Annotated in this window: 11 protein-coding genes; all 11 read left to right on the top strand. The window is 42.3% G+C overall.

Annotated elements, in window-relative coordinates:
- The first annotated feature begins 339 nt into the window (after positions 1-339).
- The 11 genes from KQI87_RS06995 (at position 340) to KQI87_RS06945 (ending at position 16329) form a co-directional block, all read left to right on the top strand.
- The gene (locus KQI87_RS06995) at positions 340-1617 is read left to right on the top strand and encodes an L-cysteine desulfidase family protein (RefSeq protein ID WP_216459545.1); all 1278 of its coding nucleotides are present in this window, start codon (positions 340-342) and stop codon (positions 1615-1617) included.
- Positions 1618-2190: 573 nt separating this feature from the next.
- Positions 2191-3660 carry an aminotransferase class I/II-fold pyridoxal phosphate-dependent enzyme gene (locus KQI87_RS06990; protein ID WP_026077052.1) on the top strand — a complete coding sequence of 490 codons (1470 nt, stop codon included), beginning with the start codon at positions 2191-2193 and terminating at the stop codon, positions 3658-3660.
- Between the two features lie 5 nt (positions 3661-3665).
- Positions 3666-4520, top strand: coding sequence for a polyamine aminopropyltransferase (gene speE, locus KQI87_RS06985; protein WP_019162638.1), 855 nt, complete (start codon positions 3666-3668; stop codon positions 4518-4520).
- Positions 4521-4523: 3 nt separating this feature from the next.
- Positions 4524-5381 carry an agmatinase gene (speB, locus tag KQI87_RS06980; RefSeq protein WP_216459544.1) on the top strand — a complete coding sequence of 286 codons (858 nt, stop codon included), beginning with the start codon at positions 4524-4526 and terminating at the stop codon, positions 5379-5381.
- 81 nt (positions 5382-5462) lie between these two features.
- Positions 5463-6722 carry a saccharopine dehydrogenase family protein gene (locus tag KQI87_RS06975; RefSeq protein ID WP_117845464.1) on the top strand — a complete coding sequence of 420 codons (1260 nt, stop codon included), beginning with the start codon at positions 5463-5465 and terminating at the stop codon, positions 6720-6722.
- On the top strand, positions 6722-7936 hold the full coding sequence (locus KQI87_RS06970; RefSeq protein WP_216459543.1) for a carboxynorspermidine decarboxylase: 1215 nt from the start codon (positions 6722-6724) through the stop codon (positions 7934-7936). Before KQI87_RS06975 ends, KQI87_RS06970 begins: the two co-directional genes overlap by 1 nt.
- A 323-nt stretch (positions 7937-8259) precedes the next feature.
- Positions 8260-11637: a bifunctional diguanylate cyclase/phosphodiesterase gene (locus KQI87_RS06965; protein WP_216459542.1), complete on the top strand. Its 3378-nt coding sequence runs from the start codon at positions 8260-8262 to the stop codon at positions 11635-11637.
- A gap of 1 nt (position 11638) precedes the next feature.
- Positions 11639-12625 carry an alpha/beta hydrolase gene (locus tag KQI87_RS06960; protein WP_216459541.1) on the top strand — a complete coding sequence of 329 codons (987 nt, stop codon included), beginning with the start codon at positions 11639-11641 and terminating at the stop codon, positions 12623-12625.
- 300 nt (positions 12626-12925) lie between these two features.
- Positions 12926-14314, top strand: a complete 1389-nt coding sequence (locus tag KQI87_RS06955) for a condensation domain-containing protein (RefSeq protein WP_118611177.1) — start codon at positions 12926-12928, stop codon at positions 14312-14314.
- A 136-nt stretch (positions 14315-14450) separates the two neighbouring features.
- Complete coding sequence (locus KQI87_RS06950; protein ID WP_118630463.1) at positions 14451-14681, top strand: acyl carrier protein; 231 nt, start codon at positions 14451-14453, stop codon at positions 14679-14681.
- 103 nt (positions 14682-14784) lie between these two features.
- The gene (locus KQI87_RS06945) at positions 14785-16329 is read left to right on the top strand and encodes an AMP-binding protein (protein ID WP_216459540.1); all 1545 of its coding nucleotides are present in this window, start codon (positions 14785-14787) and stop codon (positions 16327-16329) included.
- The last annotated feature ends 99 nt before the right edge of the window (positions 16330-16428 follow it).

Here is a 16428-nt window from a genome sequence, read left to right as displayed (position 1 = left end):
TCCCTTCCGGTAACGGAAAGGTCTTTGCTGGAGGCAAAAGTCCCTCCGGTAAAGCGTAGAACCTCATGTGTTTATGCAGATCTGAAAGAACTTCATTTACAAATGGAAATCTTAAAGGCAGCATAAATGCAGGCAGATATACAGCGGACTACCTGCAATGTGGGAACCTGCCATATCTGGCATGGAAAAATGCGCATAACTGCGCTGGCCTAAGTTACAGGCGTATCCGCCGATATTTAGTCTGACGCCTAAAGCGTCTGGAAGCACGCGACTTCAGTCGTGTGAGGATAAAGTTTTTAATTCACTAAATATTAAAAATGAACAGGAGACATCAGCACAATGTTAGATGAGAGAGTATATCAGAATTACATAGGCATTCTGAAAGAAGAAATGATTCCCGCCATGGGATGTACAGAGCCGATCGCACTGGCATATGGAGCAGCCAGAGCACGAGAAGTTCTGGGAAAAGAACCGGAACATATCACCGCAAAATGTAGTGGAAACATTATAAAAAATGTCCGTTGTGTTATTATTCCAAACTCCGGCGGATTAACTGGAATTGAAGCAGGTGTAGTACTTGGTGCAGTAGCCGGAGACCCATCCCTGAATATGGAAGTTCTTTCGAAGGTAAATGAATCCGGAAGAAAGAGATGTTGTGAACTTTTGGACAAAAAGATATGCAAAGTAGAACTTCTGGACTCCCCGGTAGTCCTGCACTTTATTATAGAAATGCAGGCTGGAGATGACACAGTAAGTCTGGAAATCAAATACGATCATATAAATGTAACCAAAATTGTAAAGAACCAGGAAGTCCTGCTGGATTCAGATCATAAATCCGGTGAAACTCCAGCTGCAGCAGACAGAACTCTGCTCAATCTGGAAGATATTAAAACATTTGCAGATACTGTAGAACTTGATGATGTCAAAGAAATTATAGAAAATCAGATCCGCAGCAATATGGCAATCGCCCATGAAGGAATGACTGGTAAATACGGTCTTGGAATTGGCCGGATCATCCGTGAAACCTATTCCAATGATATGCTCACAAAAATGCGCAGTCTCACAGCCGCAGCTTCCGAAGCCAGAATGGGCGGATGTGACATGCCGGTAGTCATCAACTCAGGCAGCGGAAACCAGGGAATTGCCTGTTCTGTACCTCTGATCGTGTATGCCAGAGAAATGGAACTTCCGGACTATGTACTGTACCGCGCACTGGTATTTTCTAACCTTCTAACTGTATATCAGAAACAGTATATAGGTAAACTTTCTGCATTTTGCGGTGCAGTATCCGCATCCTGTGCAGCCGGTGCCGGAATTACTTACATGGGCGGTGGCGAACTTTCTGTGATCAAGAAGACCATAGAGAATACGCTTGCCAATATTCCGGGAATCATCTGTGATGGAGCGAAAATATCCTGTGCAGCGAAAATTGCCGCCAGTCTTGATGCTGCATTCCTGGCACATCATCTTGCTATGAACGGTCAGTCCTATGCGCCATACACCGGAATCCTCAAGGAAGAAGCCGGCGAAACCATCAGCTGCGTAGGCCAGATCGGCAAAGAAGGAATGAAAGAAACAGATAAAGAAATTCTGCGGATTATGCTGGAAAGCGTTTAATCTTGGGAAAACTGGAATTCAGGATGTCAATTCGAAAAATAGCAGATAAATTTTACATAATTTTATCAATTATTTTAACTGTGCATTATTGACAGTATGTTTTTTACATGTTATGATAAACGCGATTTTGAAAGACGAAGATGCAGAGTAACAGACAGAGTCTTTTCAAAGCAATTGTTTTGGACCACCCGGGAGGGTTAAGGCCATACGGACAGCCGGGTCCACTGCCGATTATGGTAACTTTGGTTACCTTATTGATTGAGTTAGAAGCTCAAATTTTATAAGTAGGTTCCTTTGATAACCGTGATGCGCCGGACGCGCAGACTTGTGAAACGGTCAATAAGAGTAGTAAAAGTATAATTGCTATATAGACTCTGACACGCATGATCCAGAAGTTTTATTTATGATGCTGAAAGAAAGTGTTATCTGCTTTTTTATGCTTGTTGATAAAACATATAGATACAGATCAAAACGCAGGTTTGTGGCTAAGTGCCCTACCTGCGTTTTTTTGTTTTGTTCAGTCTGTGGAATTGCTGATTGGGGGTTGAAGCAAAGGAAACTGGAAATGGAGGAATGATGAAAGGAAGTCGTTTTAAATTAAACCAGAATCATGCACCCATACATGAAGCTCTGGAGACTTTCCGACGAATGAGAGTGGTACCATTTGATGTGCCGGGTCATAAACGCGGAAGAGGTAATCCGGAATTGACAGAATTCCTGGGACAAAAATGTGTAGGTGTGGATGTTAACAGCATGAAACCACTGGACAATCTCTGTCATCCTGTATCTGTAATACGGGAAGCGGAAGAGCTGGCAGCAGATGCTTTTGGGGCAGCACATGCATTTCTGATGGTAGGAGGCACAACAAGTTCTGTTCAGACAATGGTATTGACTGCCTGTAAACGGGGAGATGAGATCATACTGCCCCGTAATGTTCACAGGAGCGTTTTAAATGCCCTTGTTTTGTGCGGTGCGATCCCTGTTTATGTAAATCCGGAAGTGGATCAGAGACTTGGAATCTCTCTTGGAATGCGCAGGGAACAGGTTGAGAAGGCCATAAAAGAGCATCCCAAAGCAGTTGCAGTACTGGTAAATAATCCAACCTATTATGGAATATGCAGTGATTTACGTGCGATCGTTAAGATGGCACATGATGCAGGAATGCTGTGTCTGGCAGATGAAGCCCATGGAACTCATTTTTATTTTGGTGGTGGTCTTCCGGTTTCTGCTATGGCAGCAGGTGCAGACATGGCATCTGTATCCATGCACAAGAGCGGTGGAAGCCTTACACAGTCAAGCCTTCTCCTTACAGGACCGGCTGTACACGCAGGATATGTTCGCCAGATCATTAATCTGACGCAGACAACATCAGGAAGCTATCTTCTGATGTCCAGCCTTGATATTTCAAGAAGAAATCTTGCACAGAGAGGCCGCCAGATTTTTCATCAGGTAGCAGATATGGCAGAATATGCAAGAGAGGAAATTAATGCCATTGGCGGTTATTATGCATTTGGAAAAGAACTGGTCAATGGAAATTCAGTCTTTGATTTTGACATTACGAAATTAAGTGTACATACACTGGACATCGGACTTGCAGGCATCGAGGTTTATGATATCTTGCGGGATGAATATGACATCCAGATAGAATTTGGTGATATTGGAAACATTCTGGCCTATCTTTCCATTGGTGACCGTGCCCAGGAGGTGGAGCGGCTTGTAAGTGCACTTGCTGAAATCCGCAGACGTTTTCAGACAGATGGCTCCGGGCTGTTGAGCCAGGAATATATTGATCCCCAAGTGGTGACCAGTCCACAGGAAGCTTTTTATGCAGACAAATGCAGCCTGCCTCTCCGGGAGACTGAAGGGAAGGTCTGCAGTGAATTTGTGATGTGTTATCCGCCTGGGATTCCCATTCTTGCACCTGGAGAGAGGATTACAGCAGAAATCCTGGATTATATTGAATATGCCAAAGCAAAGGGCTGCAATATGACAGGACCTGAAGATCCGGATATTTTGAGACTGAATGTTCTGGCAGGGAGGTAAAGACAATGGAAATGTGGTTTTCAGAATTTCATACACCGGATGTGAAGCATAGTATCCGGGTAAACCGTCAGCTTTATTCTAAGCAGAGTGATTATCAGAGGATTGATATTTTTGAAACACCTGAATTTGGACGTGTGCTGACTCTGGATGGAAATGTAATGCTCACAGAGAGAGATGAATTTATTTATGATGAGATGATCACCCATGTGCCCATGGCAGTTCACAAAGAAGCAAGGGATATTCTTGTGATCGGTGCAGGAGATGGCGGTGTTGTCCGTGAACTGACCAGATATGACAGAGTCAGACATATTGATCTGGTAGAAATGGATCCTCTGGTTGTGGAAGCCTGTCGTGCATATCTTCCGGAAAATGCATGCAGACTGGATGACAGAAGAGTACATCTTCATTACGAAAATGCGCTGAAATTTATCCGGCGATGTGAGGGAAAATATGACCTTATTATTGTGGATTCTTCTGATCCTTTTGGCCCTTCTGAGGGACTGTTTACCCGTGAATTTTACGGAAATTGTTATAATGCATTAAAAGATGATGGAATTATGGTCAACCAGCAGGGAAGTCCATTTTATACAGAAGATGCACATGCAATGCAACGCAGTCATAAGAAAATTGCCAGTACTTTTCAGATCAGTCGTGTTTATCAGGCACATATCCCTACATTTGCCGCAGGTTACTGGTTATTTGGATTCGCGAGTAAAAAATATCATCCTGTTGATGATCTGGACCCGGAAGCATGGAATGCATTAAATCTCCGCACACGTTACTATACAACAAGACTCCATAAGGGAGCATTCTATCTTCCTGCATTTCTGGAAGATATGCTGAAGGAAGTGGAGGGATAACTTATGATTCAGTCTAATGTAGAAACCTTTATCGGCTGTGAAAGCAGTTTCGAGGAAGCATCTGTTGTTCTTTATGGTGCTCCCTTTGATTCCACAACAAGCTTTCGTCCAGGTGCCAGGTTTGGCCCGTCTGCCATGCGTCATGAGAGCTTCGGACTGGAAACCTACAGTCCATACCAGGACAGAGATCTTATGGATATCAGAGTATTTGACAGCGGTGATCTGGAGCTTTGTTTCGGAAGCAGTGAAATGGCTCTTTCAGACATTGAAAAGCGGGCAGAGGAAATATTGAAAGCAGAAAAAATCCCGGTGCTTCTGGGAGGGGAACATCTGGTAACATTAGCAGCGGTACGTGCTGTATTTAATAAATATCCGGACCTTCATATCATACATTTTGATGCACATGCAGATTTAAGAGACGATTATCTGGGAGCCAGGCTAAGTCATGCCTGTGTGCTACGAAGATGCCATGATCTTCTGGGAGATAACCGTATCCATCAGTTCTGCATCAGAAGTGGGGAGAGAGAAGAATTTCAGTTTGCTGCGAAGCATACAGATTTTCATCCCTTTACTTTTGACGGACTGAAAGAGACAGTCAGAGAACTGAAAGAAAAAAAGGTTCCGGTATATTTTACAATTGATCTGGACTGTCTGGATCCGTCAGCATTTCCGGGAACAGGAACTCCGGAAGCAGGAGGTGTGACCTTCCTGGAACTTCTGGAAGCAATACAGACAGTTTCTCAGACCAATGTGGTAGGTGCAGATGTGAATGAACTGGCACCTATGCTGGATGCAAGTGGTGTTTCCACTGCAACAGCATGTAAGGTACTGCGGGAACTGCTTCTGGCAATTACAAAATAAATTTGAAGGACACAGATAATATAAACACTATAAAAAACTGTTGAAGCAACGGTTATATATAAGGAAAAAGGAGAAAAAGTTATGAGCAGAGTACTTGTGATCGGCTGCGGAGGAGTAGCCAGTGTAGCAATCCAGAAATGTTGTCAGGCAGATGAGGTATTTACAGAATTATGTATTGCAAGCCGTACAAAGGAAAAATGTGATGCGCTTGCAGAAAAATTAAGGGGAAAGACAAAGACAGTTCTTACCACAGCCAAGGTTGACGCGGATGATGTGGATCAGCTGATCGAACTGATCAATGATTATAAGCCGGATCTGGTAATGAACATTGCACTTCCATATCAGGATCTGACGATCATGGATGCATGTCTGGCCTGTGGTGTAAACTATATGGATACCGCAAACTATGAACCGGAAGATACGGATGATCCACAGTGGCGTGCTATTTATGAGAAACGTTGTAAAGAAGAGGGCTTTTCCGCTTACTTTGATTACTCCTGGCAGTGGGCATATCGCAAAAAATTTGAGGATGCAGGTCTTACAGCTTTACTTGGCTGTGGATTCGATCCGGGTGTTACACAGGCATACTGTGCCCATGCATTAAAGCATGAATTTGACCAGATTGATACTATTGATATTCTGGACTGCAATGGCGGAGATCATGGATATGCATTTGCTACAAACTTTAATCCGGAAATCAATCTCCGTGAAGTAAGTGCACCGGGAAGCTACTGGGAAAACGGACACTGGGTGGAAATCCCGCCGATGGCCATTAAGAGAGAATATAAGTTTGACCAGGTGGGAGATAAGGATATGTACCTGCTTCACCATGAGGAAATCGAGTCTCTGGCAAAAACAATCCCAGGTGTAAAAAGGATTCGTTTCTTTATGACTTTTGGACAGAGTTATCTGGATCATATGCGTTGTCTTGAGGATGTGGGAATGCTTTCTACAACACCGATCCAGTATAATGGACAGGAAATTGTTCCGATTCAGTTCCTGAAAGCACTGCTTCCGGATCCTGCAAGTCTTGGACCGCGTACAAAAGGTAAAACAAACATTGGCTGTATTTTTACAGGCGTAAAGGATGGAAAAGAAAAAACATATTATATTTATAATGTATGCGATCATCAGGAATGCTATCATGAGGTTGGAAGTCAGGCAATCAGTTATACAACAGGTGTTCCGGCAATGTGCGGTGCACTTATGATGTTGACCGGAAAATGGATCAGACCGGGTGTGTATACAGTAGAAGAATTTGATCCGGATCCGTTCCTGGAAGCACTTGACCGTTACGGTCTGCCACGCAGCGAAAGCCATGATCCGGAGCTGGTAGATTAATGGAAAAACTGGATAAAAGAGCACCATTTACAGCCACCGGCGGAGTCATTCCGCCGGAATTTAGGAATATAAAAACTCCCTGCTATATCCTGGATGAAAATGCACTTATAAAAAACGCAAAGCTTTTCGGTGAAGTGGCTGAACGAACAGGATGTAGGATGCTTCTGGCGCAGAAAGCGTTCAGTAACTATGACTGTTATGACTTTTTAGAGCCATATCTTGCAGGTACAGAGGCCAGCGGACTGTTTGAGGCAAGGCTGGGTGCAGAAGAAATGCCTGGAAAGGAAGTCCACGTATTCTGCGCCGGCTATCGGGCAGATGAATTTGAAGAATTGCTTCGTTATGCAGATCACATTGTGTTTAATTCTCCGTCTCAGCTTCTTCGGTTTGGACTGATGGCAAAGGAAGCAGGAAAGAGTGTGGGACTTCGGATCAATCCGGAATGTTCTACCCAGGAAGGACACGAGATTTATGATCCCTGTGCACCGGGAAGCCGTATGGGTACAACAAGAGCTCAGTGGGATGAAGCAATTGGGAAAAATCCAGAGCTTCTGGATTTGCTGGATGGTATTCATTTTCATACTCTCTGTGAACAGGATTCTGATGATCTGGAGATAACACTTGTCTCTGTAAAGAAGCATTTCGGTGATCTGGCTTCTCAGGTGAAGTGGATTAATTTTGGCGGTGGTCATCATATTACAAGACCAGGGTATGACATTGAACGACTGGAACGATGTATTCAGGCAGCAAAGAATGACTGGAATGTGGAAGTTTATCTGGAACCAGGAGAAGCGTGGGCATTAAATGCTGGATTTTTCCTGACCAGTGTACTGGATATTCTGAAAAATGGAGAGACACAGATTGCAATTGTAGATGCCAGTGCAGCCTGTCATATGCCGGACGTACTGGAAATGCCTTATCGCCCGCCATTACTTGGCACAGATGAACTGGAAGAAGAGGGGATTACGGTTCGGCTTGGAGGACCAACCTGTCTGTCAGGAGATGTGATCGGAGATTACAAATTCAGACAGATCCCCCAATATGGAGATCTTCTTATGTTTGGAGATATGGCCATTTATACTACCTGTAAGAATAATACATTTAATGGAATGCCACTGCCGGATATCTGGCTCAGACGCGCTGACAACACTATGTTACGGCTTACAGAGTTTGGTTACGCAGATTTTAAGGGAAGACTTGGAAGGCGCCTTTAAGTTAAGAGTCGATATATATAGTCCGGAAGAAGTGATATCCGGGAATAAGTAGAGCAGAAATGTCTGAAGCGATTATTCGTGAAAACCATTTCTGCTCTAAAATTTTGTGGTTTTATAACATAGAAAGTGTTAAAAACACTAACATTTATTCAGAAATCTGTGATACAATGATAAAGATGAAACACAGTGAAGAGGTATATTGTTAATAAATTGAGGATAATATGAAGTATGAAAAAATAGAATACAAATGAAATACAAAATAACCATAGCAATCAGGTGTGTTTTATGAATATCCGCTTGACATACACTCTAAAGGAGAGACTATGAAAATAGAAAAAAGATTATGGATTACTATGTTCGTGTTTTGGCTGTTTGCCATCTGTTTTTCAGGTTGGATTTTCAGCCAGAGTACGACCAGGGAAAAATTGTTCTGGGATAATACGATCCAGTGCGAAACAAAAGAACTGGCAGAAGGAGAAATCAAATCAGAGAATATTGCTCTGCCTGAAGACTTCGATATTCCCAGATCGATTTTATTTAAAACCACCCACACCATTGCAGAAGTTTGGCTGGATGGAGAAAAAATATACGAATACGGAAATGAAGCGGATGCCCCGGACTTTATGAAGTCACCGGGAAGCTGCTGGCATATTGTGGATATTCCGGGAGATAGTGCAGGCAAAAGCCTGGAGGTCAGAATTATTCCGGTATATGAGGGCTATTATGGAAATAAAGTCAGTCTTGTATACGGAACACGAGGCGATTGTATTCTGAAAATATTAACAGACAGTCTCGGAAATCTGGTAATCAGCTGTGGAATTTTGTTTGCCGCTGTTATCTGCCTGATTCTCTATTGTGGAGCAGCGCAAAGAAAAAGAAGCGACAAGACAGAAGCGAAAATTGAGATTTTTTTAAACCTTGGATTTTTCTCATTGCTGGTCGCAGTATGGACACTGGTACAATGTGGCTTTCTGCAGTTTTTGATCCCGGATGGAAGAACCTTATATTTTGTGGATTATTTTTCACTTTTTCTTTTCCCGGTGCCATTTAATTTCCTGTTATATGATATCTGTAAAAGCAAGTACCATAAAGGAGCATTGATTTTTTCCATTCTTTATCTTGCAAATATGGCAGTCGATGTTTTGCTTCAGTGTACAGGAATTATTGATATGTTCCGGTTACTTTCTGTAACTCATGTTATTATGGTTGCAAATGCGGTTTACACAGTTGTGATCATTCTTTACGAAGTCAGAAAAGCAGGAAACGATGTAGCCCAAAAATTCCAGTATCCTATGTACGTAGCCATGGGATTTGGAATGGCAGAAATGTTTCTTTATTATTTAAGAAGATTTCAACAGACATCCATTTTGCTTTCTACAGGAACCATGCTGTTTATCATTATGCTGATCTGGATCCAGGTTTCTCAATATTACGATCAATATATCCAGAAACAAAAGGTGATCTATCTGCAGAAAATAGCCAATATGGATATGCTCACAGAGGCCATGAACCGAAATGCTTACGAGGATATGGTGAAATATCTGGATGAAGGTGAAATTAAACTGCGCACCACAGGTGTAGTGCTTTTTGATCTGGATAACCTGAAAGTAATCAATGATGATTTTGGACATGAAAAGGGAGACGAGGCACTGAAGCTGTGTTATCAGTGTATCAGTCAGGCATTTCAGAATGTAAAGAACTGTTTTAGAATTGGCGGCGATGAGTTTGCATATGTATATCACAGCGATGAGAAAGATATGATTCCGGAACGGCTGAAGACACTGGAGCTGATTTTGAAGAAAACCGCAGAAACACACAAGCTGGAGTATCCGCTTAGTATATCAGCAGGATACGCTTATTATCAGCCGGATATAGATTTTGACTTTAAAGATATTGTAAGACGAAGCGATACCATGCTGTATCGTCAGAAGCGCAGGAAGAAGATTGCGGGGTCAACTGATCCGAGTCACTTGCTTTCCCGCATGGAAAAGCATTCCACAGAGGAGATCACAGATGAGGTGATCCTGCAGGAGAAAAAGTATCAGAGTATGTCAGTGTATGAACTTTGCAGCGTGATCGATCTTCTGAGTCCAACTACAGATAGTTACCCGTATGTGATTGATTTTCGGACAGATTTTTATTACATAGCAAACCAGGCTCTTGACCGTTTCTGTATTCCGAAAAATAGTTTTCATAATGTGATTTCAAACCATAAAGAATTTGTATATGAACCTGATTATGAAAAACTGAAAGAGGAATTTGATGATCTTCTTAAAACAGACCGTTGTATCCATAGTATGGAATATCGATGGCTGGATCTGAAAAAAATGCCGGTCTGGATTCATTGCAAAGGATATCTGGTCCGGGATGATAATACGAAACCTCTTTATATGATCGGTTGTATCAATGAGATTGGAGAAAGACAGAAGGCAGATAATGTAAGCGGGTTATTAGGAGAGACTGGATTGCGGCAGTATATGGATCAACAGGATACTCCTTTGGAAACAGGATATCTGCTTCGTATAGGAATCGATCATTTTAAGGAAATCAATGATAACTTCGGACAGGAGTACGGTGATTTTGTACTTAGAAAAACAGCAGATTGTATTTCCGGCTGCATATCAGAAGCACAGAAAGTGTACAAGCTTGTGGCAGATGAATTTCTGATTCTGGATGTTTCTTCTGACGAGGTGAAGGATGCAGATAAACTTTATGATAAAGTGAGAAATGAAATAGACAGATTCATTGAATCTAATGAGTTTAAGGTCATGTATACGGTTTCAGGAGGAATTGTGCCATTTGCGGCATTAAAGGGGAATCAGTATTCAGAAGCCCTGAAGCTGACAGATTTCGCTTTGAATGAAGCGAAGAAGCTGGGAAGAAACCGTTGCTATATATTTAATGAGGAAACCTACAGAAGATTTCTTAGGAAGAGGGAGATTACCCAGGAACTGAGAGAAGCTGTGAACAATGGCTTCCGAGGCTTTAGGGCTTTTTATCAGCCTGTATTTGCTGAAGATAAAAAGGTGTCTTATGGAGCAGAAGCTTTAATGCGTTTTACTTCTGAAAAATTTGGAATGGTTTCACCGGCAGAGTTTATTCCGATTCTGGAAGAAACAGGACTTATTATTCCTGCTGGCCGATGGATGATGAGGGAGGTTATGGGAAAATGCAGTGAAATCAGGAAAGTAATTCCAGAGTTCAGAGTAAGTATTAATATTTCTCAGGTTCAGGCATCCAAGTCTGATGTGATCCAGGATATCAGTGGGGAAATGAAAAGAGCCGGGCTGCCGTTGGAAGCCTTGATCGTGGAATTGACAGAGAGTGACCTTCTGGAACAAAATATAAATGAGAAGCATTTTCTTACAGAACTGAAGCGGATGGGAATCAGTCTTGCACTGGATGATTTTGGAACCGGATACTCGAATTTCCATTATCTCAGCGAACTGAAACCGGAGATCATTAAGATCGACCGCTCTTTCACTGCCAAAGCAGTTGCAGATAAACAGGAATATTATCTGCTGAATCAGTTTTGTACCATGACCCATAATCTGGATATGAAGATTTGTATCGAAGGCGTGGAAAATGCTCAGGAATGGCTCAAAATCCGAAAGCTGTGCCCGGAATTTACCCAGGGATATTTCTGGGGAAAACCTTGTGGATATGAAGAGTTTATGACAAAATTTATAGAAAGAAAATGAGATGAAGAAAAAAATTTGTAAGTTGTCAGCAGTAGTATTACTTTTTTTCTCAGGGATTATGGAGATTGGCTGGCGCTTTTTTAACATGGTGGTCTGTTGCAAAAGAGGGGGAAGGAAAAAGGAAAGAAAGAAATGGTTTGAATTATCCCATATACGGGATAATCATCCCAGAAACGGATATGCAAAGGAATATGAGGAGAGCAGGGCATGGTGCGAGGCTCAGAAGATGCAGGACTGCTATATCCGGAGTGTGGATGGATTAAAACTCCATGGATTCTATCTGCCTGCAGAGAATGCAAAGAGATTTGTCATATTAAGCCATGGCTATCGGGGCAGCAGATTTGGTTCCCTGTCATTTATGGCAAAATATCTCCACGAGCGCCAGTGCAATCTTTTGTTTATGGAACAGCGTTGCTGTGGAGAAAGTGAAGGAAAATATATCACCTTTGGAGCAAAGGAAAAATGGGATGTACAGCGGTGGGCAATTTATGTGTCCGAGCGAAATAAGGAGAAGCTTCCAATCTATCTGTATGGACAGTCTATGGGGGCATCTGCTGTATTGATGGCATCCGGCTACTGGCTTCCGCCAGAAGTGAAGGGACTGATCGCAGACTGTGGATTCCAGTCTATGGAAAGACAGATGCGGGATATGGCTGACAACTGGTTTCATCTGCATTATATCCCTTTGCTTTTGAAGGAAATGGACTGGCTGTGCCATTTTGTGGCAGGATTTCGTATGAAAGATGCAGATACCACAGAAGCTATGAAAAGGAATACAAGACCTGTCCTTTTCTTTCATGGAGAGAAAGATACCTATGTGTATCCGAATAATTCATTTCAGAACTATATGCTGTGCAAAGCACCAAAAGAACTGGTCATTGTACCGGAAGCAAGGCATCTGTGCAGTGCCTATGCAGATTCGGAACTGTATCAGTGTACAGTGATGGAGTTTTTTGAGAAATATGATGGTAGTAATTCTGAAAAATAATGTGACTGTTTTCCACCGCCAAAGGTGATTACGAATGACAATAATCCCCGACCGGGACTTATCAGATACGTTTTGTTAAATGTATGATAAGTCCCGGTCAATTTTATGTAAAGTGTTCATTAAGTCCTGAGAGTACTGGTATTTGGAAAAAATCTGTGCTATTTTTTGTTGCGTAATAAAAAAAGTAATGTTGTAGCTGTCAGTACATCGTTTTTGAACTAACGGTAAGCTACTGAAAAAAATATGTAATGTTTTTGTATCCGGGAAAAGAGAAACCGGGCGATGGAGGTTAAATAAAGTATGACAAACTACTATCCTTTAACAGCAGCACAGAAAATGCACCACAACTGGATCATGGATTACGGTACACAGCAGGTATCCGGTGTCAGTGTTGTGGCATCTGTACAGGCTGAACTGGATTTTGGATTATTAAAAAAATGCATTCAGATGGAAACAGAACGTTCCGGATGCACTAGAATCCGTTTTACAAAGCCTGATAAAGACGGAAATGTACAGCAGTACCTTGTAAAACAGGATCCAAGGGATATCGGATTCAAGGATCTGTCAGGAATGGGAAGCCTTGCAAAAGCAGACGAGCTGATGCAACAGTGGGCATACGAAACCTTTGACGGTGATGACATTCCCATGTGCGAGTTTACTATGCTGAAGCTGCCGGAAGGATATAATGGTTTCTTTGTACATATGGATCACAGACTGATCGATTCCTGTGGTCTGGTAGTAATGATCGGTGATCTGTTTCAATTATATACCTATTATAAATATGGAACAGCCTATCCGCAGGAACTGGCAGATTTTGAGACAGTACTGAAAAAAGACCTGGCAAAAGCAGGCAACGAGAAACGTTTTGCAAAAGATAAGAAATTCTGGGATGACCAGCTGGATGCACTGGGCGAACCTCTGTATTCTGATATTCAGGGACCGTCCGTACTGGAGGAAGCGAGAAAACGTCATGGAAATCCCGGACTTCGTTCTTCTGACATTGAGATGAAGGATCTGTTTGTAGCAGTTAAGGATTATTATCTGGAGCCGGAACCAACTAAAAATCTGATTGATTTTTGTATGAACCATCAGCTGTCCATGACAAATCTTCTTCTGCTTGGTATCCGTACTTATCTGTCAAAAGTGAATAACGGACAGGAAGATATCACTATCCAGAACTTTATATCCAGACGTTCTACTCATGATGAGTGGACTTCAGGAGGAAGCAGAACTATCATGTTCCCTTGCAGAACAGTGATCGCACCGGAGACAGATTTCCTTTCTGCTGCTTATGAGATCCAGAATATGCAGAATCGTATCTACATGCACAGTAATTACGATCCGGCACTTATTATGGATGAGATGAGAAAGAGATACAATACACCGGAGCATACAGGATATGAGAGCTGTTATCTGACTTATCAGCCAATGACTGTGAAGGTGGAGAATGAGATGCTTGGAACCATCCGTCAGCATGCAAAATGGTTTGCAAACGGTGCAGCCACCAAGAAGATGTATCTGACCGTATCCCATACAGAGGATGGAGGTATGAACTTCTCCTATCATTACCAGACTGCTCATCTGGAAGAACACGATATGGAACTGCTCTATTATTATATGATGCGTATTCTTTTCAAGGGAATCGCAGAGCCGGATATGAGCATCGGCGAAATAATGGAACTGGTTTAACTGAATCAAACTGCGGAGCAGTTATTTGGTGTAAAGTTACGTAGCGAAGTGGAACTCAAATATCCGCTTGATTATTAAGAATATTGAACAGTATAGACGATAAGGATAACAGAACAAATAAGCAGGAGGAAATGTAATGAATCAGGAAATGGAATTTAAAAATATCGTAGCACAGTACAGCAAGGTAGCACCGGAAGAAATGAATAATGAGATGAAATTTCGCGAGGATCTGGGTTTCAGTTCTCTGGATTTTATGTCCTTTTTAGGTGAGCTTGAGGATACCTTTGATCTCGAACTTGACGAGAGTGAAGTGCTGAAGATCACAACTCTTGGCGAAGCTTTAAATCTGCTGGAAGAACTTCAGTAATCTTTTTGAAGTAAAACTTGTAAAGATGTCAGGGTCAGAGATATTTTGTACCTGACGGAATATCCATAACTTGAACAGTTCAGAAAATAATGGGGGAACAGAGATGCTGATCAGAAATATATTAGAAGAAAGTGCACGTAAATTTGATGAAGTAAAAGCAGTAAAATGGCTCAACAAAAAGGAAATCATGGAAAGAAGCTATGGTGAACTGATGGAAAATGTAGTTTTTACCAGAAAAGGTCTTCTTGCAGAAGGCTTTGAGGGAAAACACATTGCACTGATTGGAACCAGTTCTGTAGAGTGGATGGAAAGTTACCTGGGAATCATCACAGGATGTACCACAGCAGTACCGCTGGATGCAGCACTTCCCTGCGAGGATCTGATCGACCTGCTTAACCGTTCTGATTCTGTAGCTCTTTTCTTAAGTCCGAAGCTTAGACCATATCTGGATGCATTTCTTGGAAACTGCCCAAAACTTCAGAAGGTGTGGATGCTTCAGGAAGAGGTAGAAGATGCACCGGCAAAGGTATATGGTATTGGTGAACTTCGAAATGCAGGAAAGAGCGCATCAGCAGATTCTGTCTGCCCGGATGCAGAGGATATTGCGACCATTATTTTTACTTCCGGAACAACAGGAAAGAGCAAGGGTGTTATGCTGACACAGAACAATCTGGCTTCCAATGTTGAGGCAGTAAAGATCACAGCAGAACCGGGAACTGCCATGCTCAGTGTACTTCCAATCCATCATGCATTCTGCCTGGTTATGGACTGGCTGAAGGGATTCTCTCTGGGTGCAACTCTTTGCATCAATGATTCCCTGCTCCATATGGTAAGAAATATGAGTATTTTCAAACCGGATATTATGCTTATGGTTCCAATGATGATCGAGACGATTTATAAGAGACTGGCTGCTGCTGATCCGTCAATCCCGAAGGCGGTTCTGGCAGAAAAGGTATTTGGCGGAAAACTGCGCATTATTTTTACAGGCGGTGCACATCTGGATCCGTACTATATTGATCGTTTTGCAGAATATGGCGTTGAAGTACTGGAAGGCTATGGAATGTCAGAGTGTTCCCCTGTTATCAGCAACAATACACCGGAAAACCATAAAAAGGGTTCTATCGGAAAACCACTTGAAAATGTAGAAATCAGATTTGAAAACGGTGAGATCCTGGTAAAGGGAAGCAGCGTTATGAAGGGATATTATCAGATGCCTGATGAGACAGCAGAGACCTTAAAGGATGGATGGCTGCATACCGGTGACAAGGGATATATGGATGAAGACGGTTATCTGTTTATCAATGGACGAGTGAAGAACCTGATCATCCTGTCCAATGGTGAAAATGTATCTCCGGAGGAACTTGAGAATAAACTGGCTCTTAATCCGCTGGTAGGTGAAGTGATCGTGACAGGTGAGGACAATGGACTGACCGCCCGTATCTATCCGGAGCAGGCTGTTGTGGAAGCGAAAGCATTGGATGCAGAGGCAATTCAGGCACAGCTTCAGGCATTTCTGGATGAATATAACAAAAATCAGCCAACCTATCGCCGTATCACAGGACTGGTTGTACGCAAAAATCCGTTTATCCGCAACACTACAAAGAAAATCAGGAGACAGGATGTCCTGATTGACGAGCCTCTGGAATAAGACAGAGGCTTATAGCAATCCTTGTAAATAATGCATATTGATTCAGCTCATCAGAGCGTGAAATCCTGCGTCAGATATCGGGAATGATTTTTCAGACAC

The organism is Blautia sp. MSJ-9 (assembly GCF_018919065.1).
Classification (GTDB): Bacteria; Bacillota; Clostridia; order Lachnospirales; family Lachnospiraceae; genus Blautia_A.
The sequence above is the reverse complement of the archived record's forward strand: the minus strand, read 5'-3'. Positions and strand labels throughout refer to the sequence as shown.

Coding starts and splice junctions, on each gene's coding strand:
- KQI87_RS06995 (WP_216459545.1), top strand. CDS start 340: ATGTTAGATGAGAGAGTATATCAGAATTACATAGGCATTCTGAAAGAA.
- KQI87_RS06990 (WP_026077052.1), top strand. CDS start 2,191: ATGATGAAAGGAAGTCGTTTTAAATTAAACCAGAATCATGCACCCATA.
- speE (WP_019162638.1), top strand. CDS start 3,666: ATGGAAATGTGGTTTTCAGAATTTCATACACCGGATGTGAAGCATAGT.
- speB (WP_216459544.1), top strand. CDS start 4,524: ATGATTCAGTCTAATGTAGAAACCTTTATCGGCTGTGAAAGCAGTTTC.
- KQI87_RS06975 (WP_117845464.1), top strand. CDS start 5,463: ATGAGCAGAGTACTTGTGATCGGCTGCGGAGGAGTAGCCAGTGTAGCA.
- KQI87_RS06970 (WP_216459543.1), top strand. CDS start 6,722: ATGGAAAAACTGGATAAAAGAGCACCATTTACAGCCACCGGCGGAGTC.
- KQI87_RS06965 (WP_216459542.1), top strand. CDS start 8,260: ATGAAAATAGAAAAAAGATTATGGATTACTATGTTCGTGTTTTGGCTG.
- KQI87_RS06960 (WP_216459541.1), top strand. CDS start 11,639: ATGAAGAAAAAAATTTGTAAGTTGTCAGCAGTAGTATTACTTTTTTTC.
- KQI87_RS06955 (WP_118611177.1), top strand. CDS start 12,926: ATGACAAACTACTATCCTTTAACAGCAGCACAGAAAATGCACCACAAC.
- KQI87_RS06950 (WP_118630463.1), top strand. CDS start 14,451: ATGAATCAGGAAATGGAATTTAAAAATATCGTAGCACAGTACAGCAAG.
- KQI87_RS06945 (WP_216459540.1), top strand. CDS start 14,785: ATGCTGATCAGAAATATATTAGAAGAAAGTGCACGTAAATTTGATGAA.